The following is a 22,185-nucleotide window of genomic DNA, read 5'->3' as shown; positions in this document are numbered from 1 at the left end:
TTTCCACAAGACTCTGTGCGGCAACCTGTCACTTTTGCCGGTTTTCCAGCGCTTCGATCTTCTCGCGGAGTTGCCGTACCTCCTGAATGAGCGTTTGCAGGTCGTCGTCTTCCTTCGCCTGATCGGCCTCGACAAAGAAATTGGCCACGTACCCAGTAAACGTACCAAACAGGCCCACACCCGCGATCATCAGCACCGCAGCAATAAGCCGCCCCGTATTGGTGACCGGAAAACGATCGCCATAGCCAACGGTGGTGATCGTGACAAACGCCCACCACAGCGCATCAGCGGGGGTTTTTATGTTGGCTTCGGGCAGGCCGCGCTCAACATACAGGATAGCGATGGCCCCGAACAACAGCAGGAGAATGGCGCTGGCAAACACGATCGCCAGCGTACCGTTTGCCCGGTTACGAAGCAGATAAACCACGAAATTCCGAGCGGCCCGAAACGCCCGGAGCATCCGCAAAATCCGAAAGACGCGCACGAGTTGCCCTAGTCGGCCCCAGTGAAAGGCCGGCATACTGGCGAGCAGGTCGATCCAGCCCCAGCGCAGGAAAGCCAGCTTGTCGGGGGCCTGGTAGAGCCGAAGGCCAAAATCGTACAGAAAATACAGGCAGATTCCGGTATCGATCCGGTCGAGCCAAAGCCGTACCTGCGCGTCGAGCGGTACCAACTCCTGCGCCACGATCGCCAGCACCACATAAAGCGACAACACCAGCATAACCACCTGATGCGGGGTTATTGGCGGCAAAGGCTGTGGCGGAGACTCGTTGTCGTTACGCATGCAGAGTGTTTCTATGTCCGGCCCGTAGTACCGAAGCGCCCGCTTCGGTAGTAATCGTACAGAACCAGACTACCGAAGCGGGCGCTTCGGCACTACGGGGCCTCAAGACTATTTACTCGGGTGTAACCGGGCTACGGGGCTGAGGTGGATGCAAGGGTGAAATACGGTCTTTTTTTGTCAGAAACCGCCACACATCAGTTGCCAGAGCCGGATAAATTGTGACGCCGATGCTGTAGTAAACGCCGTTGAAGTTCTGGTCGATGTCGGTCTGAAAGATGGAGTACCGGTAGCCCATTTGAACGCTGAAGCCCGCCCAGCGCGTTGCTTTCCACTGGCTATAAGCACCCACCTGCAAGGGCACAAAGAAACTACGCTGGGTACGGTCGATCTGAACATCCTGCCTGAGGGTATGCGGTAGGGCATAGGCCACGCCGCCCCCCACTTCCATCGGGAAACTGACCATCCACCGGCGGTTATTGGTGAGGTTCAGCCAGTATTGAACATTAGCAAACCACAGGTCGGCGCGGGTATAGTAATTGAGGTTCACCAGCCGGGCGGCATCACGGTGCCAGTCGATCAGGCGCAGGTACGTTGCATAGCTCAACCAGTAGTAACCCAGCGTGAGCTGGTGGCGTTTATGACCAAACTCGATACCCGCGTTGATTCCCCAAACATTTACGTGCTGCCGCTCCAGAAATGAGTCCCGGAAATCAAGGTTAAACGCAAACTTCGTTTTGGCCCGCCCGTTCCGAAGCGTGTCGGCAGGGGCTATACTGTCGAGCGGTGTGGTGAGGAGCAGGGCCGATAGAGCGAGCGCGATCATATTGGTTAAAAGCACAGAAACCGTCCATTTGTTGTCATGGTTGCCGCTGGGTTGTTGCTGACCGGTCTGCTGGTGCAGCCCGCGCCAACTCATACGTCAATGACAAGTCGGCAATTGGGATTCTCAGGCCAGCATCTATGCTGGTGACCGTTACGGTTTTTATTTTTCCCGTTTGTCAAGATTTTAATCGGTGATGTAGGAAAGGCGGCTAGTTTTCGGGCCAATACATTAATCCAAACCAGACCATGAACTCTCACGAGATCGACTACAAAATTATTGGCGAAGATATTCAGGTAGTTGAGATTGAACTCGACCCTAACGAAACGGTCATTGCCGAGGCCGGAAGCATGCTTTTCATGGAAGATGGCATCGTTTTCGAAACTAAAATGGGCGATGGGTCGCAACCCGATCAGGGGTTTATGGGCAAACTACTCCAGGCTGGCACACGCCTTATCACCGGCGAGTCGCTGTTTATGACGCACTTCACCAACCGGGGCGTTGGTAAACGGAAAGTGGCTTTCGCGGCGCCATATCCCGGCACAGTGATGCCTATCAACCTGGGTAGTATTTATCAGAATACGCTCATTGTGCAGAAAGACGGTTTCCTGTGCGCGGCGCTGGGTACCCGGTTAGGCGTTCATTTCAACCAGCGGTTTGGTACGGGGCTCTTTGGCGGTGAAGGGTTTATTCTGGCCAAAATCCAGGGCGACGGGCTGGCGTTTGTGCATGCGGGCGGCGTAGTGATGGAGAAACAACTGAACAATGAAGTGCTGCGTGTCGATACAGGTTGTGTGGTGGCGTTTGAGCCTCAGATCAACTTTAGTATTGAACGCGCCGGCGGGCTACGCAGCATGGTATTTGGCGGCGAAGGGCTATTCCTGGCCACTCTGCGCGGTACCGGCCGGGTCTGGATCCAGTCGATGCCGATTTCGAAACTGGTCCAGCGGCTGTCGCCAGCGGGCGGACAGGCCAACAAGGAGGGTGGTTCTGTGCTGGGGCAGCTAGGCAATCTGTTTGAGTAAGCGCAACGCGGCAGAGCAACGTACCTGGCGCTGCATTGGCCGGTTGCAGGCCTGCCGATGAAGCCTGAACTTTCGTTTCCTGCCCGTCGTTTTTACCTCATATTGATGAACTGTGATGGAAGTTATTTGCACGAATGACAATTTTCCGGCCCTGGTGCTGGCTTTCTATGCTGAGTTTGGTGTGAAAACACCAAAGCGCGATACGCTGTATACCATCAGGCAGGTAAAGCAGCATACCACTGGCGAAACGGGCGTATTGCTCGCCGAAATTCAGAACCCCGACGTACCCGTGAAACATCCGGTGCTGGGCGAGGTCTGGTTTGAACCCACCTTCAACATCAACCGATTCGCCACGCTGATGGGCCAGCCTGTTCGTGAAGAAGAACTGGCCGACGTCAATGTGTAGGCCATGGGTCGACCATAGTATAGCATCCTTGAAACCGGGCCATCGACCCGGTTTTTTTAATGAACAGCCAAAGAAGAACCTGTATTTTGCCTACAGGAGCATATAGATACGGGTTGGCTGAAAAATACTTGTTGAGTGCAGGCCCTGTACTCTATAGAGTTTTGGCTGAATAATGTACATTCGCCCCGGGAAGAAGAAAAGAATTTCTTTAAATAAGCGTGTTCCGACCCAAAAATGAAGCGCATTGAGTTGCCTGTTGTTTCGTTGAGGCCCTTTTTTACAATAACCAGCGCATGACTCCTACCGTCTGTATCATTGGGGCGGGGTCTTCCGGTATTGCGGCAGCTAAAGTGTTGCACCAGCAAGGCATCTCATTCGACTGTTTCGAAAAGGGGTCAGCTATTGGTGGGAACTGGCGGTACGGCAACGATAATGGCCTGTCGTCTGCGTACAAATCGCTACACATCAACACGAATCGGCGGGTAATGGCCTATAGCGATTTTCCTATGCCTGCGCATTACCCGATGTTTCCGCATCATAGTCAGATCATCCAGTATTTCGAGGCGTACACAAGGCACTTTGGCGTGGCCGATACCATTACCTATAACACCGCCGTTGAGCAGGTCAGCCGCGATGGGTCGGGCGGGTATCAGGTACGTACCAGCGATGGGCAGCACCGCTGGTATCAGCACGTGATTGTCGCCAATGGCCACCATTGGAATCCCCGCTACCCCGACCCGGCTTTTCCAGGTACGTTCACCGGCGAGGTCATTCATTCACACGACTATAAAGTGCCTGACCAAATTCGGGATAAAAACCTGCTGATCGTCGGTATTGGCAACTCGGCGGTAGACATTGCCTGTGAAGCGGCCCGCCAGTATGGGGGTAATCGTGTCGTGATCTCGACCCGGAGCGGGGCGCATATCATCCCAAACTGGCTGATGAGTCTGCCCTTTGATTCACTGGCCCATCCGATGTTGTGGTGGGTGCCTCTGCCACTGCAGCGTTTACTGCTCAAGGCCTCTCTACGCCTGGCGCGCGGCCGTCAGCAAGACTATGGCGTACCGGTGCCTAAGCGCCCGCTGTTGAGTGAACATCCAACTATTTCGCAGGATCTGCTGAACCTGGCAGGACGGGGACTGATTGCGTTCAAACCCGATATTCAACAGGTCGATGGAAAGGAGGTAACGTTTATCGATGGCAGTTCCGAACCGTTCGATATGGTGGTGTATGCCACAGGCTACAAGGTTACGTTCCCGTTCTTTGCCCCTGATTTTATCAACGTGGAAGCAGACAATGACCTGCAACTCTATCGGCGTGTGGTGCATCCCGATTATCCGGGTCTGTATTTTGTGGGGTTAGTTCAACCGTTGGGCGCTATTATGCCGCTGGCCGAAATCCAGGCGATCTGGCTGGCGCGGCTGATTGCCGGTACCTGTAAACTGCCCGATCGGGAGGCTATGCTGGCTTCTATCCGGGCAGAGGCTGCCCGAAACCAGCGCCGATACAACCGGTCGGCCCGGCATACGCTCCAGGTCGATTTTCATACATACAAGCGAAGTATCGAACGTGAAATTCGGACATCGGTCTATAGAGTTTAGCGAACTTTTTGGCTTGATAAATGATAGTGTAAGGAAATACCGCGTAAAATTTTGACTGATATAGAGTTGGTTACTAACTTGGCAGTTTGTAAGTAAGTCTATAAAGTTGGCTTTCTGTCTCACCTAACCGCGCTGAACGGCCCATTACTACCGTAACTAAATGATCTCCAAAAAAGCAAAGTATGCCATCAAGGCATTGAAGGTTCTTACCGAAGAATTTGGAAAAGGTCCAGTTCTAATCTCTTACATCTCAGCTCGGGAGAATATTCCAAAGAAATTTTTAGAGGCAATCCTCCTCGAACTCCGTAACCACGGTATACTACAAAGTCAGAAAGGCAAAGGCGGCGGTTATCTGCTTCGGATCGATCCAGCCCGCGTTAACCTGGCGCAGGTCCTACGCGTGATCGACGGGCCAATTGCCCCAACGCCTTGCGTCTCGCACAATTTCTATGTGAAATGCGACGACTGTGAAGACGAAGTGACCTGTGCGCTGAAACCGATTATGGAGCGCGTACGTGACGCGAACCTGGGCGTATACGAAAACACAACACTGCTTACTTTCCAGAACCTTGAGTCGCTGGAAACAAAAGAGATCGCTATTGGAGCCGCCGCCAGCGCTGTACCCGACGCTGGCCTGATGTCGGCCTGACGAGCTGCAGCCTATGAAGCAGTAATACATCGATTTTAACATGCAAAAGCCCCGGCACCCGTGTCGGGGCTTTTGCATGTTAAACCGGCTCTGCCGACTGAACGGCAGTCCAGTCAATAGGAATTAAATCGATAGATTAGATTAATGTATTAGAACGGCTTGCATGATTATTGTTTGTAGTCAGTTTATCTATCTAATAATCTTTCAAATAACCCCAAACAAATATGACGACGTTCATAACCAATCGGTTGAGCCAAAAAAAGTGGATTGCTTTGTTGGTGCTCGTAGTGCTGGCCGGTATCAGCCACATAGCTGATGCAAAAACGTATACCTGCTCATGCGCCTATCAGGACGGGAGTAGTACTGTTTCTTTCGATTATGTCTCCACAGGCTCAGGTTGTTGCTCTGGCGCTACCGGCGCTGGTTCGGCATTTTATAGTAAAAGGACCGGCAACACAACCGTAGAAGCTGGCTACATCGAGCCATCGTTTGCGCAATCAATGTGCTGTGGCTATTGATCGCCTCAGCTGAGCTGTACACTAGTGGGCGGGTGGTAAGCCACTGAGTTCCCTAGTTTGATTCACCTTGTCTATCATCTTACAATCATGAAACAATTTATAATTATGGCGCTTCCACTGGTTGTCATGGCGGCGTGTACCCAGGAAATGGAATCGTCGGAGCAGATGACGCAGCAGGCACAGAAGGAGCAGGCAATGATCGAGAAAGGCGTTCAGTCGCTACGTATTGCCAGTTTTTACATTGCTGATCCTCAGGATGCGACCACCAACGAAGAAGGGGTGCCAGCAGAGAGCATGGCCATTTTTGCCAGAAAAAGTAAACTCTATCAGGCCGACGAGCTGATGAAACAGCCAGTTAGTCTGGCTAGCCGGCAATATCAATCATTTGTGAAGGCCAACGCCACGGACCCTCGTCTGAAACAGTTTAAACGGGAAACAGCCGAAAAATTCCTGATGCAGGTTCAGGCATTACCGGCGGCTGAGAAAGCTTTTTTTACAAATGAACTGATCGTTAATCGGTCGTCTAATCTGGCGCTGATGTGTACGTCGCTTCAGAGCCTTCGGGGTAAAATAGATGGGACCGACTATGCCATGATGGTCCGGCAAACGCAGCGCCTCATGAATCAGTATGAACAGCATTATATAACTGAATTAGCCAGGAATGATGAAAAACCGACGACAACCTACCGACAGCGGGCTATGAAAGCGCTCGATGGCCGATTCGCCGAATTAGCACTGACGATGATTCGGGATAACCGCCGTCTCCTGCAAGGAGTAGAGTAAAGAGTGCTTTGTACACGCCTCGGCCCACCCTGAATCGCTCGCTTAAGGTTCAGGGTGGGCCGAGGCGTGTACAAAGCAGTTGACCTAATCGACGATGCCCACTGGCTGATGCTCGGCGCGGAGCAGGTCGTTGACAGTCTTGACGGGGTTGAACGTGATGAGGGGCACCTCAATGAACAGGGTGTTCCAGTCGGCCATGGCGCCGTTCCAGAGGCCGGGGAGTTCCTGTGCCTTCAGTTCTTTGCCATCTTTCGATTTAGCCGTGATAAAGCCGGTCAGTGGATCTCGAAAATCGGGTAGGTTATACTTCTGTCCGTTCCGGTTTTTCAGGCTGCATACCAGATCAACGGGGTTGAAATGCGTAGCCTGATCGAACAGGGTCTTCTGCCCGGCATCGTCCATGTCGACCTGCGCTGATTCAACGACCTGCAACGACAGTGACCCGTCGGCATTTTTGGCCCAGAACGGTCCGCCGCCGGGCTCGCCTACGTTTTTCACCATGCCACAGGCGCGAATGGGCCGGTCGAGCTTCTGGCGGTAATAGGCTAGTTTCTCGGATGCGCTCAGACTGACAAAATCAGCCGGGGGCGTTACACAGAGGGTTGTTTGCAGAAAGGCATCGGCTTCGGTCAGGTAGCCCTCGCTGACCTCGTCGGCGTCGAGCAGTTCCTGAAGGCGGAAGAGTTGCTTCTGCGCATCGAGCAGCACCGTAGCCAGCACCTTTTTGTAGGTCACGGTAGTCTCTTTCAGCTCGTCGGGCACCACGTTGTCGATGTTCTTGATAAACACCAGATCAGCATCGATGTCATTCAGGTTTTCGATCAGCGCACCGTGGCCGGCTGGCCGGAACAGCAACGTGCCATCGGCGTTACGGAAAGGGGTATTGTCGGGGTTTACCGAAATGGTGTCGGTGGCTTTTTTCTGTTCAGAGAAGGTCACCTCAAACTCAACACCCAGCCACGATTCATAGTCGGCCAGTTCGTGTTTGATCAGGGCCTCAAAGCGGCTGCGGTGCTCGGGCGATACCGTGAAATGGAGACGTACCCGGCCGTCGCTATTCGCGTAGGCAGCCCCTTCAACCAGGTGCTCTTCTACCGGCGTGCGCGGGCCGTCGGCGTAGTTATGAAACTTCAGCAAGCCTTTAGGCAGGCTGCCGTAGTCGAGTCCTTTATCGGTCAGCAGGTACGTTAGTACCGTTTTCCGGTCATCGTCGGCCACGGCTTTATCGAGATCGAGCCCGTCGCGGCTCATGGCTGCCTTCAGGTCTTCGTAGAAAGCAAAATCAGGTAGCTGGGCAAAAAAACCATCGGTCGCCTTATCTGATTTCCCATCCAGTGCGGCAAACAGCGACTTAAACATACGCGTAGCTGCCCCCGACGCAGGCACAAACTTCATCAGGACTAAGTCGGGTGCCTGCTCATCGAACTGGCGGATATAGCGGGTCAATTGCTCGTCGGGCACGCGGATAATGCCATCGCCAACGGTAGCCGCGCGGATGACGTGCAGAAAAGGGAAGCCATCGATAAAATGCTGAATCTGCTGGTCGACCGTTTGGGTGGTGGTGCCCTGTGCGGTAATCTGGTCGAGATCGGTTGAGGTAAACATGCGGAACTTCGGGTTTTAGGCGAGCAAATTGCCCCTTTCGGTCAACTATCGCAAGGGTAATACCGAAAAGTTAGCGAAGTGTTACCGCTGAATCAGCACCTGATACACCTGAGCGGCTTGCCCTTCGGCAACCAGTTGCACCAGTGCCAGCCCCAGGGTCGGCCGCTGCATCACTTCGCCCTGCCGGGCCACCTCCTGCACCACCCGACCTGGCCCGTCAAGCAGCTTAATGTGGGCCTGCCCGCCCCCGGCCAGCGCACCAGAATTCTCCGTATTGCATGGGCCTGAAAGGGATGAGACGGTAGGGAAATAGGTAAGCACCCGGTAACAAAGCCCAGATCTATTACAACAGGCTGGCTACCACGTTGATACTAAGGGCTACGATCAGCGTATTGAAGCCAAAAGAAAGCAGGCTGTGGGTGAGAATAAGGCCACGGAACCGCTGGTTGGTTGGCCCCACGTCTGCTACCTGGCTGGTCATACCGATCCCAAATGCCACATAGGCAAAGTCGGCATAGCCGGGCCGCTGCGTATCGGGGAAGTTGAGCCCACCGGCCGGCTGATGATCGTAATACAGGTGGGCGTACCGTAGGGTGAACAGGGTATGCAACAATGTCCATGAATTGATTACGGTCAGCACCGACAGGCCCACGTAGGCGCTCATGTGGGCCTGGGAGAGGTGCATATTTTTGACCGTATCGAGGAGAAAAATAACCGCAAACAGGCTGGCTATGGCCGCCGTTATGGCAAAAGTCAGAATGATCAGGCGGCTGGAATCCTGGAGGCGATATGTTTTTACGGCCTCATGTGGTTTCAGGTAGGCCATTGATAACCAAGCCAATACGTTGACTGTCGTGGCGTAGCTGACATACATGAGCAGGATCAGCGTAGGCCAGATCACATAGGAGCGACAGGCCAGATAAGTAAGAAGCAGGCTGCCCAGGCCAATAGCCAGCCGGTGATGCGCATCTAAACGGGTAATCTGCTTTAGCATACTGTAGGGGCCTACTCCATCGTTGAGTAGCTTTGCCGGAAATGTAGTTAGCCGACCCAACTAAAAATAGGGATCGCATCGAAATAATCGTCTATGAAACGTATTTGCCTGGTTGTGGGGCTGTTGACCCTGATGGTGGCGTGTGAGCAGGACCCGAACGCGGTATACAAAGAGAACGTCGATATCGCAGATGGGAAGTGGTACGTGAAAAATACGCCTTTGTTCCGGTTCACCATTACCGATGCCAGTATACCCTATGACCTGTATTATACGCTACGCCATACCCTGACGTACCCTTACTATAACCTCTACCTGACCCGTTATCTCACGGATGAAAAAGGCCATGAGATAGAATCCCGGCTGGATGAACTGATCCTGATGGACCCAAAAACGGGCGAGCCACGCGGTAAAGGACTTGGTGATTTGTATGACAACAAAGTGCTGATCAAGCGGTCGTACCGGTTTGCCAAGCCAGGTACGTATGTCATGCGGATAAAGCAATACATGCGGCAGGATCCCTTGCCCGATGTGGTCAGCGTAGGGATCAGCGTCGAAAAAAGCGGCCCGTAGCCAGGAGGTTTCGGTCTGGGGATTGTTTCTCACACCAGCGCATCGTCTCGCGAAGCCGTGATCCCCAACCCAGGAAGCCAACGCCCGAAACCCTATTGGTAAACCCTTGACCAATCTACCTATGACTGATTTACTACCGCTCTTTCCGCTAAGTCTGGTGGTCTACCCCGGTGAAGACCTTAATCTGCACATATTCGAGCCGCGTTATCGTCAGTTAGTCGATGAGTGCATCGACGACGAGAAAACGTTCGGTATTCCGGCTTACATCGATAACAAGCTGCCCGGCTACGGCACCGAGGTTCATGTCACAACCCTGCATAAACGCTACGAAGATGGCCGTATGGACGTGAAAACAAAGGGCCTGCGCATTTTCCGGCTGGTCGATTTCCAGAATCCCGTTCCCGATAAACTGTATGCTGGCGGGCGGGTTCAACTACTGGAGCCAGAAGCGGTAGACGCACCTGGAACGTACCTGACGCCGTTGCTCGACCGGCTGGGACGCCTCTATGATCTGTTGCAGATCGAGACGGATTATGACCCCGCCAAATCACCGCTGTTTTCGTACCGCATTGCTCATAAAGTAGGCCTGTCTATCGAGCAGGAATATGAATTGCTGACGATAGAGACAGAGAATGAACGGCAACAATTGCTGATCCGCCATCTGGACAAGGTCATTCCCGTGGTGGCAGACATGGAGCGGACCAAAGATCGCATTAAAATGAATGGCCATTTCAAGAACCTTGACCCGCTCAATTTTTAACGGCGGTCAGTCTTTCTCTTCTACTTTCCCTACTTTTTTGGCGCGTTTGGGTAACTGATCGGCCAGTTCCTGTAAATTTTTAATGGGTGGCCGGGGCTTTTCAGCTTCACCGATCAGAAAACCATAAGGCGTCAGGCCTTCAACCGAGTCGAAGATAACTTTCAGAATAGCGGTCAGGGGTAAGGCCAGAATCAGGCCGGGCAGGCCCCAGAGTGTTTCCCACAGCAACAGCGCAACAATGGCCGCCAGCGGATTTATGCTCACCTTCGACCCCACAATGTAGGGGGTGATGAAGTTGCCTTCCAGCGCCTGCACAAACAGAAATACGCCAATAACGCCCAGGGCTTTCAACGGGTTGTCCTGCGTAACCAGTGTGTAAGCGGCGGGCAGCAATGATCCCAGCGAAATTCCGAAGTAGGGAATAAGCACCAGGCTGGCGCCGAAGAAGCCGAAGAATACAGCATAATCAACACCAAGGATCATCAGGCCCACGGTCATCAACGTACCGGTGACCAGGATCACCAGCACCAGCCCGGCCAGATAATCCTTAACCACATCGTATATCTTGGCCATGATGGTATCCACTTTTGTGCGGCGGGTATGGCCAAACGCTTTATAGAAGAACGACCGGAAAAAGTCGCGGTAGAGCAGGAAGAAGAAGACAAACAACAGCACGATAAAGACGTCGGTGAGCGTGCTGGTTGTCGCGAGCAGGGTAGAGGTCAGCAACGTACCGCCTGTTTCCAGTGCCGTGCTCATGTATTTGCCCGCTTCGCTTAACTGCCGTTTTTTGTCGATCTTGAAGTGCTCGTCGGCAAAGAGCTGCACGTTATTGATCAGGACATTCGCTTTCTTGATCAGTTGAGGCAGGATTTCAGCGAAGTTGCTGATCTGTGTGGTTACCGCATAGAGTAGCCCCACGATGACCGCGAGCATTAAGATCAGGCAGATCAGCACGGCGGGGATGCGGGGTATTTTCCACCGCTCGAGCCGTGAACACAATGGAAACAACAGCACAGAAAACAGGATGGCAAATACCAGCGGGATCAGTAGCTCCTTCAACTCGTAAAGGGCATACACTATAATCAGCATCGACGTGAGTGTAGCCGCTAAACGAACGGGGAATGATTGCTGTACTTCAGTAGCACGATTGGTCATGTAGTACGCGAATGTTAAGGGGACGCGGATGTAAAGGGTTAAACGGATTGACACGGCTTGCTGGATTCAACACTGATTAGCTCCGCATCTGGCAAAAATCGGCGCTACTCTTTTTGATCCCCTAAATCCGCGTACTATTAATTATCCTTAACTGAAATAATGCTTCATTGGCTCATTAACGTATTAATCGGCATAAAAGTCGGATTGTGCTCATGTGCCCCCGAGGTACATCGGCTCGGTGTGCAGCGGGTGCGTGCCGCCTACCGCGTTGAACGAATCGGTCGCCGGCTACCGGCTGTGGTGAACGAAAGTTCGGGGCTGGCACGGCGAACAGACACCAGCGTCTGGACACATAACGATGGCGGCGGTCGACCTACCCTCTACGCCGTTTCACTGACCAATCCAGGTACGTTGGTGGATTCGTTGGCGTTGCCGCAACTCCAGAATGTTGACTGGGAAGATGTGGCCCGGCAGGATTCGTCCCGGATCGGCGATGCCCGGTTGTTCATCGCCGATCTGGGCAATAACGTCAACAACCGCCGTGACCTGGCGATCTACATCGTTGATCCGAAGCGGATAAAAGCGCCGGAAACCATTCGGCTGCGCTACGCCGACCAGACGGCGTTTCCGCCCAGGCAACGCAACTTCGATAGCGAAGCCGTTTTCTACCGAAGCGATAGTCTGTTCATGCTCTCGAAAAACCGGTCGGGGCATATGGTTCGTTTGTATGGTGTGCCGGCCCGTGCCGGCAATTACGTGCCGGCCCCGCTGGATTCGGTTTTCATCAAGTCGATGGTAACGGGCGCTGCGATCAGTCCCGACGCAAAAACGCTGGCCGTGATTACCTATGGGAAAGTGTTATTTTTCGATCTGCCGGGCGATGCTGCCACCCGCCTGAATCGGCCGACCGGTTGTTTGCGCTTACCCCGCGGCCAGGCTGAAGCCATTACTTTTTTAACGCCTACCGACCTGCTTGTGACCAACGAGCGGGGGCGAATGTATCGGCTGACTAGGCGCTAACAGTCAGGCTACTTAGGTGCGTTGCTACGTTATCTTTGTGTTAACAGTTTGTTATGACGCATAACTTGCTGACAATGCCCGTTAACTTTCCGGCCTAAGCATTTTATTGCCACAAAATGAGTACAGAAAAAGCCCATCGCATCCTGGTTGTTGATGATGATCCAGACATCGTTGAGTTGCTGGAATACAACCTCCAGAAAGAAGGCTATGAGGTACGCACTGCTCCCGACGGACGTAAAGCCATTGATATTGCCCGGACGTTTCAGCCCGAACTCGTGTTGCTCGACATTATGATGCCGCATCTGGATGGTATCGAAGCCGGCCGACAACTGCGCGCCCTGCCCGATCTGCGGCAGACCTACATTCTTTACCTGACGGCCCGCTCGGAAGAGTACTCAGAAGTGGCCGCGTTTGACGTTGGTGCCGACGATTACATTACCAAACCCATTAAGCCCCGCGCCCTGATGAGCCGGATCAACGCGCTGTTCCGTCGCGAGGCCCAGAAAGCCGACACAGGTGATCTGATCCAGATTGCCGACCTGACGATCAACCGGAAAAATTACTCGGTGAACCGGGGCGATCAAAGCATTATTCTACCCAAGAAAGAGTTTGAGCTCTTTTTTCACCTGGCCCAGACGCCCAATAAGGTTTTCAGCCGCGAAGAGTTGCTGCAAAAGATTTGGGGTGCCGATATTTACGTGCTCGAACGCACCGTCGATGTACACATTCGTAAACTCCGCGAAAAGATCGGCGAAGGCTATATCCGCACGTTGAAAGGCGTGGGGTATATGTTCGAGGTGGCTTAAAAGGAGGGAAGAGGGGTAGGAAAGGAGGAAGGGGAGGAAGGAGGAAAGGGAGCTTCGCCAGGTTAGAATCGCTAATCAGCGAAGCTCCCTTTCCTCCTTCCTCCCTTTCCTCCTTTCCTACCCCTCTTCCCTCCCCCTCTTCCCCTTCCTTCCCATGTCCCTTTCTCCCCGGTTTATTGCCCTGATTCTGGCCCTGCTGATTGCCGGGCTGACGATGGCCTTTCTGGCGTTTGTGCCGGGAACCAACGGCAATATGCTGTTTGTGGTGGGTACGTCGTCGTTCCTGCTGTCATTCTTTCTGGTGCTCTACACCATCGATATTCTGGTGTACCGGGAGATCACCAAGTTGTATGAGGCCATCCGCAAACTGAAGGTCCGCGACTTTTCCATTTCCCGGAAGTCGATTCTGAAAACGGGCAACCCGTTCAAGAAACTCAACGACGAAATCTTTGTGTATGTAGCCCGCAAGCAAAAGGAGATCGACGAACTGAAGAAGATGGAGCAGTTCCGCCGCGAGTTTCTGGCCGATGTCTCGCACGAGCTGAAGACGCCCATTTTCGCCGCACAGGGATTCATTCACACGCTGATCGACGGGGCGGTCGACGATGAGTTCGTGCGGGATAAATTCCTGGCCAAAGCCGCCCGTTCGCTCGATGGCCTCGACCTGCTGGTGCAGGATCTGGTGGCCCTCTCCCAACTGGAAACCGGTGAGCTGAAAATGCACTTCGACCGGGTCGACATTCGCCACATTATCGACGATATTTTCGAGCAACTGGAAAGCGTAGCCAACGCCCGCCAGACCACGCTGAAGATCAAGACAACGTACCTGGGGCCGGTTTGGGTAAAAGCGGACCGTCAGCGCATTACGCAGGTCATGACCAACCTGATCCAGAATGCGGTGAAATATGGTAATGACAACGGTAAGGTGGTTGTATCGCTGGAAGAAGACGGCAAAAAACACATTCAGATCGCCGTGAAAGACGATGGCCCCGGCATTCCGCCCGAACACCTGAGCCGCATTTTCGAGCGGTTTTACCGGGTCGAGAAAAGCCGGTCGAAAGAGCAGGGCGGCACCGGCCTTGGCCTCGCCATTGTAAAGCACATCCTGAACGCCCACAAAACAAAGATCACCGTAACGAGTCGGTTAGAGAAAGGTACCGAATTCCGGTTCAAACTGGATAAAGAGTAAATCAAAAGAAAGGCCTGATTTTAAAGAGAATAGCTAGGTCTTCATAGCTGCTCAGGGCGGGCTCGTCGGGACAATCTTTAGGGCGTTGATCAATGGATTGTCCATCTAGCTGCTCGTAAGCGGCAGGCAGTAAGGCGAGCCGCTTTTGGAATCGTTTCTGATCAAGCCCGGTAGCTGAGCGCCAATGACGATCTGCTCGTAAGTTAGCCGTTGAGAAATTCATACCATAAAATTAACTCTTTCAAGGAGTTATAATGAACTGACTATCACCCCTGCAACAACTTTACTCTAAGTCAGTACAAATTACCCGGCGAAGATGGCGACCTATTCGCCCTAATTCAGGGGCTGCTTTTTAAACAGGAGTGGGCTTAGGCCTACTTCTTTTTTAAAGAGCCTCGAAAAATAAGAGGGGTTGTCAAACCCCAGTGAATAGGCGATTTCGGAGATACTCAGTTCGTTCTGCCGGAGCCGATTTTTGGCTTCGCTCATCAGGCCAAGATGGATCAGCTCAATGGTGGTTTTACCCGTCTCCTGCTTGAGCAGATCGCTCAGGTAGCGCGGAGATAAATTGAGCTGGGCGGCCAGTTGATGAACCGTGGGTAATCCGTGGGTTTGGCATAAGCCATCCTGCAAATAAACTCTTAAAGCTTCCTGAAATCTGGACACTGTTTTGCCCGACAGCTCGGCGCGGTTGATAAACTGGCGCTTATAAAAGCGCTGGCAATAGGTAAGCAGGGCGTCTATATAGGCCAGGATGATCGGCCGACTGTACTCGTCAGGATTAGTGTAATATTCGGTCTCAATCCTGGTAAACAGGTCCTGTATGACCTGCTCTTCTCGTGGAGAAAGATGCAGCGCTTCTGTCACTTCGTAATCGAAATACGAATAGTGTTGTATCTGCTCATGCAGCGGATGACCGTTCAGGTAATCCTCATGCAGAAAGAGCAGGAAACTATCTTCCTCTACCTCCAGGTTACGGAACTCAATCCGTTGGCGGGGCTTCACAAAAGACAAGGAGCCGTTGGTATGGTCGTAGGCAGTACGACCATAGAGCATAACGCCGGCTTTGAGTTTTTTGAACATGATCCCATAACAATCCGTGCTGAAAGCCTGTCCATCCAGGGGGCAGCTTTGCAGGCCCCGTTCCAGGGCTAACTGGGGGTGCTCGGGCGGGGTCAGGCCCAGCTCACGGCGCATTACGCTAAGGGTGCTGAAATGGATCATGTGTCAGTAAACGGAACTTGAATCGGGAGTATTGGTAAATCTACACCGCTTCTGGGTGTAGATTTACCCTATTTCGTTGGTTAAATGCCATGGGCGGCCGTAGTAACCTCGTTCCAGGCGTCCCACTCGGCAAAGCGACTATCGTAACCTTGTTTGATTAAGGGATAGGCGAGTTGGCCCAGCAGCAGCCGGAGCGGTGGCTGTTCACTCTGAATCAGTTTGAGTATCGCAGTGGTGGTAGCTTCGGGCTGGCCCATCGAGAGGTTGGCATATTGGGCCTTCAGGCTTGCCTTTAAGGGGTCGTAAGCGGGTATCGGTTGGGTAATTACGGCCGAAGAGCCTGCATAGTCGGTAGCATAGGGGGCTGGCTCCACCAGGCTAACATGAATACCAAAGCTTTTCACTTCCTGGGCTAGTGTTTCGCTAAGTCCTTCAACGGCAAACTTGGAAGCATTATAGAGGCCCACATTCGGCCAGGTGATTAGTCCCAGCACGCTCGATACCTGGATGATGTGGCCATAACCCTGCTCGCGCATGATGGGCAGAACAGCCTGGGTTAGCCAGAGCAGGCCAAAAAAATTGGTTTCCATCAGGTTGCGCGCCTGTTGCTCACTGGTTTCCTCAACGCTGCCGAAAAGGCCATAGCCGGCATTATTGATCAGCACGTCCAGGCGGCCAAACTGCTGATGGGCTTGCTGTACGGCCTGGATAGCCGCTTCCCGGTCGGTCACATCCAGTTGAATGGGCAGCAGTTGAGCTCCAAACTCGGCTTTCAGTTCATCCAGACTGGCCAGGTTTCGGGCGGTAGCCGCTACCTGATAGCCCTGTTGTAAAAAGGCTTTGGTCCACAGTTGGCCAAATCCTCGGGATGCGCCGGTAATTAAAATGGTTTTGCTCATGACTTTTTTCTGTTTAAAATGATGAGGCAAAGTTGAGACCGGGGCAGGGGTCTGGACTGATACAAAAGTGGGGAAAGCTAACACATTTTGACGTATCGCCACGAACGAGCAATTACCGCCCGATCAGTTAATCTGGCGTCTATACCCATTGGTCGGCTAACGCCTGAAGTGCCTAGGTTTGTCCCTGACCAATTATAGAGCACATCATCCCGATTAGTTTGCATGCATTACGCCGATTCAGTTTACGGCCCGGTTATTATTGAGGAGCCCGTGCGGTTGCGCAACAGGAGGAAGCGGGCAGTGATCTACTTTCCGAAAACAGCCTGCGCAACTGCGCGATAGGATATGGGACTAAACTGGTGGTGGTTAGGCCTGAGTCGATGGTGCCTTAAATCGGAAAACCGCGATGGCGGTCCGGCGTTACGGTTGCCCCTATAGTTTATCGTTACCTTTGCAGTATGAAACTGAATTTCTCAGACCTCATCCTGTTTGAGGACGACGATTATATAGTCATCAACAAACCGCCCTATGTGGCAGCGCTGGATGAACGTACCCCCGACCGGTCGGGGCAAAGCATTCTGCGCCTGGCTAAGGCGTATAGCGATGATGCGCAACTTGGCCACCGGCTCGATAAAGAAACGTCGGGCGCACTGGCCATTGCCAAGAACCCCGACGCCTATCGGCATCTGGCTATGCAGTTCGAGCACCGTGAGGTAGCTAAACGATACCATGCTGTGACCAATGGGGTGCATAATTTCGAAGATATTTCGGTGTATCTGCCCATCGCCCCCAGCCGGGATGGTACCTACGTGAAGATCGACCGGGAAAAGGGTAAGGTAGCCGAAACGATTTTCAATACCCTGCGCGCTTACCGGAACACCACGCTGGTGGAGTGCATGCCCATTACGGGCCGGATGCACCAGATACGGGTTCACCTGCAATGCCTGAAAGCCCCCATCGTCAGCGATGCAACCTACGGCGGAAAACCGGTGTACCTCTCGCAGATCAAGCGCGATTTCAACCTAAAAATGGATACCGACGAGCAGCCGCTCATTCAGCGCGTGGCGTTGCATGCCCATTCGCTCACCTTCACTCAGTTGAATGGCGAACCGCTCACCGTGGAAGCACCCTACCCCAAAGACTTCGGGGCGCTGGTGAAACAACTGGAAAAGAATAGTTGAAACAGGCATACTGGTGCGGCTAAGGCGTTAATCGTCTGATTAACAGCGTTATTATTCATTGTACATTATTCGCTATACATTAACCTATTCCCCAATCATGTTCATCCATTCTGTTTATTTCTGGCTTGCCAAGCCTGAATCTGACGATGACCGGGCTGCGTTGAAAGCAGGTCTGGAATCGTTGCGCGGTGTTGACGCTATTCACCACATCGACATTGGCGTAGCTGCACCAACGCGTCGCCCGGTGATCGATCATACCTACGACTTTGCCCTGCTGATGACCTTCACTGACGAAGCCAGCCACGACGTGTATCAGGTACACCCGATTCACCTGGCGTTTGTCGAGCATTGCAAACACCTCTGGTCGCGGGTTCAGATTTATGATGTAGCAACGAAATAGAAAAAGTTTACTGTTTGCTGTTTACCGTTTTCTGTTGCGCTGCTAACGTACCTGACTTTGGTTTAGCAGCGCAACAGAAAACGGTAAACAGTAAACTGAAAAGCTCATGACTTCACACGACATTGCCTCAGCGTATTACAGTGCGTTCAACGCGAAAGACTGGACGAAAATGCTCTCGTTACTGAGCGAGGATATTCGTCATGACAGCAACCAGGGCGACACCCGCATGGGTAAGGAGGCGTTCACGACCTTCCTCCAGCACATGGACGATTGCTACGACGAAACGCTCACCGACATGGTGATCCTGACCGAGCCAACCGGCACCCGCGTAGCCTGCGAATTTGTGGTGAACGGAACCTATAAGAAAACGGACGGCGACCTACCCGAAGCCAACGGGCAGACCTATGTACTCCCCGCCGGCTCCTTTCTGGAAGTCGCCAACGACCAGATCACGCGGGTAACGACCTACTACAACCTACCTCTCTGGGAATCACTGGTATTGGGATAGATTTTAGGATACGCAGATTGGCGGATGAAACGGATTGACGCGGACTTCTGGATTTAAGCAGATTTGCTCCGCGTCAATCCGTTTCATCCGCCCAATCCGTGTACCATCAGCCAATCCGCGTACCCTAGGCTTATGACGTATAGCCAGTATATCGGCGCAGAGATTCGGTCCGTTTTTGATGGATTGGCGCAGCTGCGGATCGCGGTTTTTCGGGAGTTTCCGTACCTGTACGAAGGGTCGATCGAGTACGAGAAGACGTACCTGGAAACCTATGCCAATGCCGAACGGGCCATGCTGTTTGCCATGTATGATGGCGGGTGTATGGTGGGCGGCACCACCTGCCTGCCCCTCCGCGATGAGACCGGCGAAGTGCAGGCGCCGTTTATCCGGGAAGGCTATGACCTCGATACTGTTTTCTATTTCGGCGAAAGCCTGCTATTGCCCAGCTACCGGGGCCACGGCCTAGGCCATCGCTTTTTCGATGTGCGTGAAGCGCACGCCCGCTCGTTCGGCACGTACCTGACCACGACCTTCTGCGCCGTGCAACGCCCCGCCGATCACCCCCTCCGCCCCGGACGCGGGACTGCCACAATCTACCGACCGCTCGATGATTTCTGGCAACAGCGCGGCTACCACCTCGATCCGGTATTGCAAACCACGTTCAGCTGGCCCGATCTGGGAGAAACGGAAGATTCGGCGAAAGTGATGCAGTTCTGGACGAAGGAGCTTTGAGCTCACGTCGTTCTTTGTCATCCCGCCCGGTCCATGAGTGTGGCAGGAGGGGTCTCACGTTTCCTTACACCAATTTGATTAGTAGGTACGGTAGCTTCGCGAGTCGTGCGCTTGCCGTTTCCCTGCGTGGGAAAATGGCTGGAGCTAAGAGGAAGCTACCAGAACCCTCACTTCCGCTCAAAGATCACGTACCCGTTCTCTTCTTTCACAACCCGCAGATTTGGGTTGGCGCGGTAGTCGTTGGCGCTCGTAATTTTGGTGATCAGGTACGTTGGTTTATCAACGGGGCCATCGATCAGGTAGGTTTCCTTTTTGGTCATCGGGTTTACCGGGGGCTGTTTCCGAAAATAAAATAGCTGGGCGTAGCTCTTGTAGCCAATCGGTTCGGCATAGACAGGCTGTCCCTGTTTCGATTCGTAAAAACGCACGACCGTTCCCTGCACGTACTCCTCGATCTTTGGCACAACGATGCCCAGGTACAGCCACAGGCAAACGGCCGTTGCCATAAACAGGGCCCAGACCGAAGCAGGTAACCCGTTGTTAGGCGAAAACCGCCGCCGTTGCACGACGCCCGATAGCTGCACAATGGCCGTCAGCAGTACCGCCAGGTACGTTGCGCCGATGAGCCATTCCCAACCGCCCCAGCTCACGTTTGCCTGCAGATTCGCTACGGCAAATGGGTCGTTGATGTAAGGGATGAGTGTGGACTTGAACTGACCAGCCACCGGCAACAGCATGAGCAACGTACCCAGCAAACCACCAACGATCAATAGCCCGACCGTCAGCCAGCGCGACCAGGTGATGCGGGCCGTCAGCAGATCGTGTAAATGTCGGGCGGCCAGGTACGATACCGGAAACCAGGCCATGCTGGAGTAATGCACGATCTTGGTTTTCACGATGGAAAACAGGATCATAACCACCCAGAACAGCACGACCATCCACAGCCGGAAATCGCGCGGGTCCCGATCGCTTACCAGATAGCGAATGGCGAAGATCGAGAGCGGAAAACAACCAACCAGCACGACCACAAAATGGTAATAAAAGGGCTGTCCGTGCCCCGCGTCGGGTGTGCTGAAGAGGCGGATCTGGTAGGTAATGAATTCGTCCAGAAACCACGGTCCGTTGCGAATGATCTCCAGCCCAAACCAGAGCGATGCCACACCGAGTGCCACGGCTACGGCCAGCAACGCGTGAGACAAACGCAGGAGCGGCCGGAACCGGGCCATGGCCCAGACGATAGCGAAGGTCAGGCCGGCCAGCAACGCACCGACGGGCCCCTTCGTCAGTACGGCAAGCCCCACAAACAGACCCGCTACGGCCGCCGATTGCCAGGCGCCAACTTTTCCGTATTGCTGAACGGCTTCGTACACGTAACAGACACCCAGAAAGATGAACAGGTTGAAGGTGGGGTCGATGATGCCGGTTTTGAAATACAGATGCGGGGTGAGCGCACCCAGGTAGCCTATAGCCCAAAGTAGCCCGAACTGGGGGCCGTGCAGCCGTTTCCCAACAAAAAAGAACGTCAGCAGCGTGCCAATACCGATGAGCGCGTTGGGCAGGCGGGCGGCATATTCGCCCACACCCAGCCAGCTCATGGCCGTGGCCTGAAGCCAGAAAAAGAGCGGCGGTTTTTCCCAGAATGGCTCAAAATTGATCTGCACGCGGGCGTAGTTCCCTGTCACCAGCATCTCCCGGGCCGATTCGGCAAAATTGATCTCATCCCAGTCGAAGAGGTGCACCCGCCCCAGGAAAGGGAGAAAGAAAAAGGCACAAAGGGCCACAATAAGGAGCGGATAATAACGCGGAGCAGGCATAGGCTTTACCTCATCCCCAACCCCTCTCCTCGTTTTGAGGAGAGGGGAGCCGTACTACAGTAGCTTCGCTGTATCGCGTAGCTGCGCAAAAGCGACTCCCCTCCCCTTGGTTAAGGGGAGGGGCCGGGGGTGAGGGTATTTACAATTCGTTCAGTACAAAAATATCTTTCGTATTCCGGCCCAGGCCGTCGTAATCAAGGCCGTAGCCAACCACGAATTTGTTCTCGATCTCGAAACCGACATAAGCCAGATCGACGGGTGTTTTCAGGGCGGCGGGCTTGAAGAGGAGCGTGGCAATGGCGATCGACGCGGGTTCTTTCCCGGCCAGTTGCTGGCATATGTGTGTAATGGTGACGCCCGTATCCACAATATCTTCCACCACAATCAGGTCGCGGCCCGTAATGGCTTCGCCGAGTCCCAGAATCTCCCTGACCTTACCCGTTGAGGCCGTTTGTCCATACGAGGCCACCCGGATGAACGTAATCTCGCAGTCGATGGTCAGGTTCTTGAGCAGATCGGCGGTAAACAGAACCGCTCCGTTCAATACGCCAACGATCAGTGGACAACGCCCGGCATAATCGCGGTTGATCTGGTCGGCCAGTTCGGCAATACGAGCTTGAAGTGTTTCACGGCCAATAAAGGGCACAAACGTTTTGTCGAGTACAGTCAGCATCAGTCAAAGGTACGGCAGAAAATGAACGTCTGTTAAACGGATATGGGCGTACATACGTTGTATAGG

At 53.4% G+C, this 22,185-nt stretch carries 25 protein-coding genes; 15 read left to right on the top strand and 10 right to left on the bottom strand.

Annotated elements, in window-relative coordinates:
• Positions 1 to 28: 28 nt before the first annotated feature.
• Together ACAW75_RS19100 and ACAW75_RS19095 are read right to left on the bottom strand one after the other, a co-directional pair.
• Positions 29 to 784 (bottom strand): potassium channel family protein, encoded by a 756-nt coding sequence (locus ACAW75_RS19100; protein ID WP_370730345.1) that lies wholly within the window; start codon positions 782 to 784, stop codon positions 29 to 31.
• A gap of 112 nt (positions 785 to 896) precedes the next feature.
• A complete protein-coding gene (locus ACAW75_RS19095) occupies positions 897 to 1,700 on the bottom strand; it encodes a hypothetical protein (RefSeq protein ID WP_370730344.1) in 804 nt (267 codons plus the stop codon).
• A 152-nt stretch (positions 1,701 to 1,852) separates the two neighbouring features.
• Here ACAW75_RS19095 and ACAW75_RS19090 point away from each other — a divergent pair, with 152 nt between their 5' ends.
• The 6 genes from ACAW75_RS19090 to ACAW75_RS19065 all read left to right on the top strand — a co-directional run bounded on the left by ACAW75_RS19090 (position 1,853) and on the right by ACAW75_RS19065 (position 6,586).
• A complete protein-coding gene (locus tag ACAW75_RS19090) occupies positions 1,853 to 2,629 on the top strand; it encodes a TIGR00266 family protein (RefSeq protein ID WP_370730343.1) in 777 nt (258 codons plus the stop codon).
• A gap of 115 nt (positions 2,630 to 2,744) precedes the next feature.
• Positions 2,745 to 3,035 carry a hypothetical protein gene (locus tag ACAW75_RS19085; RefSeq protein ID WP_370730342.1) on the top strand — a complete coding sequence of 97 codons (291 nt, stop codon included), beginning with the start codon at positions 2,745 to 2,747 and terminating at the stop codon, positions 3,033 to 3,035.
• Positions 3,036 to 3,328: 293 nt separating this feature from the next.
• Positions 3,329 to 4,636, top strand: coding sequence for a flavin-containing monooxygenase (locus ACAW75_RS19080; protein WP_370730341.1), 1,308 nt, complete (start codon positions 3,329 to 3,331; stop codon positions 4,634 to 4,636).
• Between the two features lie 160 nt (positions 4,637 to 4,796).
• Positions 4,797 to 5,285 carry an RrF2 family transcriptional regulator gene (locus ACAW75_RS19075; RefSeq protein WP_370730340.1) on the top strand — a complete coding sequence of 163 codons (489 nt, stop codon included), beginning with the start codon at positions 4,797 to 4,799 and terminating at the stop codon, positions 5,283 to 5,285.
• A gap of 224 nt (positions 5,286 to 5,509) precedes the next feature.
• Complete coding sequence (locus tag ACAW75_RS19070) at positions 5,510 to 5,803, top strand: hypothetical protein (protein WP_370730339.1); 294 nt, start codon at positions 5,510 to 5,512, stop codon at positions 5,801 to 5,803.
• 87 nt (positions 5,804 to 5,890) lie between these two features.
• Positions 5,891 to 6,586, top strand: a complete 696-nt coding sequence (locus ACAW75_RS19065) for a hypothetical protein (RefSeq protein WP_370730338.1) — start codon at positions 5,891 to 5,893, stop codon at positions 6,584 to 6,586.
• Between the two features lie 84 nt (positions 6,587 to 6,670).
• Here the strand turns inward: ACAW75_RS19065 and ACAW75_RS19060 are convergent, their stop codons facing one another.
• From ACAW75_RS19060 to ACAW75_RS19050, 3 genes are all read right to left on the bottom strand, one after another.
• Positions 6,671 to 8,191, bottom strand: coding sequence for a DUF4301 family protein (locus tag ACAW75_RS19060; RefSeq protein ID WP_370730337.1), 1,521 nt, complete (start codon positions 8,189 to 8,191; stop codon positions 6,671 to 6,673).
• Between the two features lie 81 nt (positions 8,192 to 8,272).
• Positions 8,273 to 8,512 (bottom strand): hypothetical protein, encoded by a 240-nt coding sequence (locus ACAW75_RS19055; RefSeq protein ID WP_370730336.1) that lies wholly within the window; start codon positions 8,510 to 8,512, stop codon positions 8,273 to 8,275.
• Positions 8,513 to 8,534: 22 nt separating this feature from the next.
• Positions 8,535 to 9,185 (bottom strand): DUF1345 domain-containing protein, encoded by a 651-nt coding sequence (locus ACAW75_RS19050; protein ID WP_370730335.1) that lies wholly within the window; start codon positions 9,183 to 9,185, stop codon positions 8,535 to 8,537.
• A 93-nt stretch (positions 9,186 to 9,278) separates the two neighbouring features.
• Between ACAW75_RS19050 and ACAW75_RS19045 the strand changes: the two genes are divergently transcribed.
• Together ACAW75_RS19045 and ACAW75_RS19040 are read left to right on the top strand one after the other, a co-directional pair.
• Complete coding sequence (locus ACAW75_RS19045) at positions 9,279 to 9,755, top strand: gliding motility lipoprotein GldH (RefSeq protein ID WP_370730334.1); 477 nt, start codon at positions 9,279 to 9,281, stop codon at positions 9,753 to 9,755.
• Between the two features lie 121 nt (positions 9,756 to 9,876).
• Positions 9,877 to 10,515: an LON peptidase substrate-binding domain-containing protein gene (locus ACAW75_RS19040; protein WP_370730333.1), complete on the top strand. Its 639-nt coding sequence runs from the start codon at positions 9,877 to 9,879 to the stop codon at positions 10,513 to 10,515.
• 6 nt (positions 10,516 to 10,521) lie between these two features.
• Here the strand turns inward: ACAW75_RS19040 and ACAW75_RS19035 are convergent, their stop codons facing one another.
• Positions 10,522 to 11,673 carry an AI-2E family transporter gene (locus ACAW75_RS19035; protein WP_370730332.1) on the bottom strand — a complete coding sequence of 384 codons (1,152 nt, stop codon included), beginning with the start codon at positions 11,671 to 11,673 and terminating at the stop codon, positions 10,522 to 10,524.
• Positions 11,674 to 11,832: 159 nt separating this feature from the next.
• Between ACAW75_RS19035 and ACAW75_RS19030 the strand changes: the two genes are divergently transcribed.
• From ACAW75_RS19030 to ACAW75_RS19020, 3 genes are all read left to right on the top strand, one after another.
• Positions 11,833 to 12,693, top strand: coding sequence for a hypothetical protein (locus ACAW75_RS19030; protein ID WP_370730331.1), 861 nt, complete (start codon positions 11,833 to 11,835; stop codon positions 12,691 to 12,693).
• 116 nt (positions 12,694 to 12,809) lie between these two features.
• On the top strand, positions 12,810 to 13,499 hold the full coding sequence (locus ACAW75_RS19025; protein WP_370730330.1) for a response regulator transcription factor: 690 nt from the start codon (positions 12,810 to 12,812) through the stop codon (positions 13,497 to 13,499).
• 154 nt (positions 13,500 to 13,653) lie between these two features.
• Positions 13,654 to 14,688 carry a sensor histidine kinase gene (locus ACAW75_RS19020; RefSeq protein WP_370730329.1) on the top strand — a complete coding sequence of 345 codons (1,035 nt, stop codon included), beginning with the start codon at positions 13,654 to 13,656 and terminating at the stop codon, positions 14,686 to 14,688.
• 333 nt (positions 14,689 to 15,021) lie between these two features.
• Here the strand turns inward: ACAW75_RS19020 and ACAW75_RS19015 are convergent, their stop codons facing one another.
• The gene (locus tag ACAW75_RS19015; RefSeq protein WP_370730328.1) at positions 15,022 to 15,912 is read right to left on the bottom strand and encodes a helix-turn-helix domain-containing protein; all 891 of its coding nucleotides are present in this window, start codon (positions 15,910 to 15,912) and stop codon (positions 15,022 to 15,024) included.
• 80 nt (positions 15,913 to 15,992) lie between these two features.
• Positions 15,993 to 16,811, bottom strand: coding sequence for an SDR family NAD(P)-dependent oxidoreductase (locus ACAW75_RS19010; RefSeq protein ID WP_370730327.1), 819 nt, complete (start codon positions 16,809 to 16,811; stop codon positions 15,993 to 15,995).
• A gap of 458 nt (positions 16,812 to 17,269) precedes the next feature.
• Here ACAW75_RS19010 and ACAW75_RS19005 point away from each other — a divergent pair, with 458 nt between their 5' ends.
• The 4 genes from ACAW75_RS19005 to ACAW75_RS18990 all read left to right on the top strand — a co-directional run bounded on the left by ACAW75_RS19005 (position 17,270) and on the right by ACAW75_RS18990 (position 19,632).
• Positions 17,270 to 17,992: an RluA family pseudouridine synthase gene (locus tag ACAW75_RS19005; RefSeq protein WP_370730326.1), complete on the top strand. Its 723-nt coding sequence runs from the start codon at positions 17,270 to 17,272 to the stop codon at positions 17,990 to 17,992.
• Between the two features lie 97 nt (positions 17,993 to 18,089).
• Complete coding sequence (locus tag ACAW75_RS19000) at positions 18,090 to 18,392, top strand: Dabb family protein (protein ID WP_370730325.1); 303 nt, start codon at positions 18,090 to 18,092, stop codon at positions 18,390 to 18,392.
• A 106-nt stretch (positions 18,393 to 18,498) separates the two neighbouring features.
• Positions 18,499 to 18,900 (top strand): ketosteroid isomerase-related protein, encoded by a 402-nt coding sequence (locus ACAW75_RS18995; RefSeq protein ID WP_370730324.1) that lies wholly within the window; start codon positions 18,499 to 18,501, stop codon positions 18,898 to 18,900.
• A 132-nt stretch (positions 18,901 to 19,032) separates the two neighbouring features.
• Positions 19,033 to 19,632, top strand: a complete 600-nt coding sequence (locus ACAW75_RS18990) for a GNAT family N-acetyltransferase (protein WP_370730323.1) — start codon at positions 19,033 to 19,035, stop codon at positions 19,630 to 19,632.
• 167 nt (positions 19,633 to 19,799) lie between these two features.
• On the opposite strand, the gene ACAW75_RS18985 is transcribed toward ACAW75_RS18990, so the two are convergent.
• Together ACAW75_RS18985 and hpt are read right to left on the bottom strand one after the other, a co-directional pair.
• Complete coding sequence (locus ACAW75_RS18985; protein WP_370730322.1) at positions 19,800 to 21,446, bottom strand: ArnT family glycosyltransferase; 1,647 nt, start codon at positions 21,444 to 21,446, stop codon at positions 19,800 to 19,802.
• Between the two features lie 139 nt (positions 21,447 to 21,585).
• Positions 21,586 to 22,119: a hypoxanthine phosphoribosyltransferase gene (gene hpt / locus ACAW75_RS18980; RefSeq protein WP_370730321.1), complete on the bottom strand. Its 534-nt coding sequence runs from the start codon at positions 22,117 to 22,119 to the stop codon at positions 21,586 to 21,588.
• Positions 22,120 to 22,185 lie beyond the last annotated feature (66 nt).

Source organism: Fibrella arboris, from assembly GCF_041321095.1.
Classification (GTDB): Bacteria; Bacteroidota; Bacteroidia; order Cytophagales; family Spirosomataceae; genus Fibrella; species Fibrella arboris.
Note: the sequence above shows the minus strand (reverse complement) of the source record. Positions and strands in the feature narration are given on the sequence as shown.

What these genes read in the sequence shown, in the direction of transcription:
- ACAW75_RS19040 (WP_370730333.1), top strand. Translation starts at nt 9,877, where the DNA reads ATGACTGATTTACTACCGCTCTTTCCGCTAAGTCTGGTGGTCTACCCC.
- ACAW75_RS19075 (WP_370730340.1), top strand. Translation starts at nt 4,797, where the DNA reads ATGATCTCCAAAAAAGCAAAGTATGCCATCAAGGCATTGAAGGTTCTT.
- hpt (WP_370730321.1), bottom strand. Translation starts at nt 22,119, where the DNA reads ATGCTGACTGTACTCGACAAAACGTTTGTGCCCTTTATTGGCCGTGAA.
- ACAW75_RS19020 (WP_370730329.1), top strand. Translation starts at nt 13,654, where the DNA reads ATGTCCCTTTCTCCCCGGTTTATTGCCCTGATTCTGGCCCTGCTGATT.
- ACAW75_RS19035 (WP_370730332.1), bottom strand. Translation starts at nt 11,673, where the DNA reads ATGACCAATCGTGCTACTGAAGTACAGCAATCATTCCCCGTTCGTTTA.
- ACAW75_RS19025 (WP_370730330.1), top strand. Translation starts at nt 12,810, where the DNA reads ATGAGTACAGAAAAAGCCCATCGCATCCTGGTTGTTGATGATGATCCA.
- ACAW75_RS19010 (WP_370730327.1), bottom strand. Translation starts at nt 16,811, where the DNA reads ATGAGCAAAACCATTTTAATTACCGGCGCATCCCGAGGATTTGGCCAA.
- ACAW75_RS19050 (WP_370730335.1), bottom strand. Translation starts at nt 9,185, where the DNA reads ATGCTAAAGCAGATTACCCGTTTAGATGCGCATCACCGGCTGGCTATT.
- ACAW75_RS18990 (WP_370730323.1), top strand. Translation starts at nt 19,033, where the DNA reads ATGACGTATAGCCAGTATATCGGCGCAGAGATTCGGTCCGTTTTTGAT.
- ACAW75_RS19080 (WP_370730341.1), top strand. Translation starts at nt 3,329, where the DNA reads ATGACTCCTACCGTCTGTATCATTGGGGCGGGGTCTTCCGGTATTGCG.
- ACAW75_RS19095 (WP_370730344.1), bottom strand. Translation starts at nt 1,700, where the DNA reads ATGAGTTGGCGCGGGCTGCACCAGCAGACCGGTCAGCAACAACCCAGC.
- ACAW75_RS19085 (WP_370730342.1), top strand. Translation starts at nt 2,745, where the DNA reads ATGGAAGTTATTTGCACGAATGACAATTTTCCGGCCCTGGTGCTGGCT.
- ACAW75_RS19030 (WP_370730331.1), top strand. Translation starts at nt 11,833, where the DNA reads ATGCTTCATTGGCTCATTAACGTATTAATCGGCATAAAAGTCGGATTG.
- ACAW75_RS19005 (WP_370730326.1), top strand. Translation starts at nt 17,270, where the DNA reads ATGAAACTGAATTTCTCAGACCTCATCCTGTTTGAGGACGACGATTAT.
- ACAW75_RS19045 (WP_370730334.1), top strand. Translation starts at nt 9,279, where the DNA reads ATGAAACGTATTTGCCTGGTTGTGGGGCTGTTGACCCTGATGGTGGCG.
- ACAW75_RS19070 (WP_370730339.1), top strand. Translation starts at nt 5,510, where the DNA reads ATGACGACGTTCATAACCAATCGGTTGAGCCAAAAAAAGTGGATTGCT.
- ACAW75_RS19090 (WP_370730343.1), top strand. Translation starts at nt 1,853, where the DNA reads ATGAACTCTCACGAGATCGACTACAAAATTATTGGCGAAGATATTCAG.
- ACAW75_RS19000 (WP_370730325.1), top strand. Translation starts at nt 18,090, where the DNA reads ATGTTCATCCATTCTGTTTATTTCTGGCTTGCCAAGCCTGAATCTGAC.
- ACAW75_RS18995 (WP_370730324.1), top strand. Translation starts at nt 18,499, where the DNA reads ATGACTTCACACGACATTGCCTCAGCGTATTACAGTGCGTTCAACGCG.
- ACAW75_RS19100 (WP_370730345.1), bottom strand. Translation starts at nt 784, where the DNA reads ATGCGTAACGACAACGAGTCTCCGCCACAGCCTTTGCCGCCAATAACC.
- ACAW75_RS19060 (WP_370730337.1), bottom strand. Translation starts at nt 8,191, where the DNA reads ATGTTTACCTCAACCGATCTCGACCAGATTACCGCACAGGGCACCACC.
- ACAW75_RS19015 (WP_370730328.1), bottom strand. Translation starts at nt 15,912, where the DNA reads ATGATCCATTTCAGCACCCTTAGCGTAATGCGCCGTGAGCTGGGCCTG.
- ACAW75_RS19065 (WP_370730338.1), top strand. Translation starts at nt 5,891, where the DNA reads ATGAAACAATTTATAATTATGGCGCTTCCACTGGTTGTCATGGCGGCG.
- ACAW75_RS18985 (WP_370730322.1), bottom strand. Translation starts at nt 21,446, where the DNA reads ATGCCTGCTCCGCGTTATTATCCGCTCCTTATTGTGGCCCTTTGTGCC.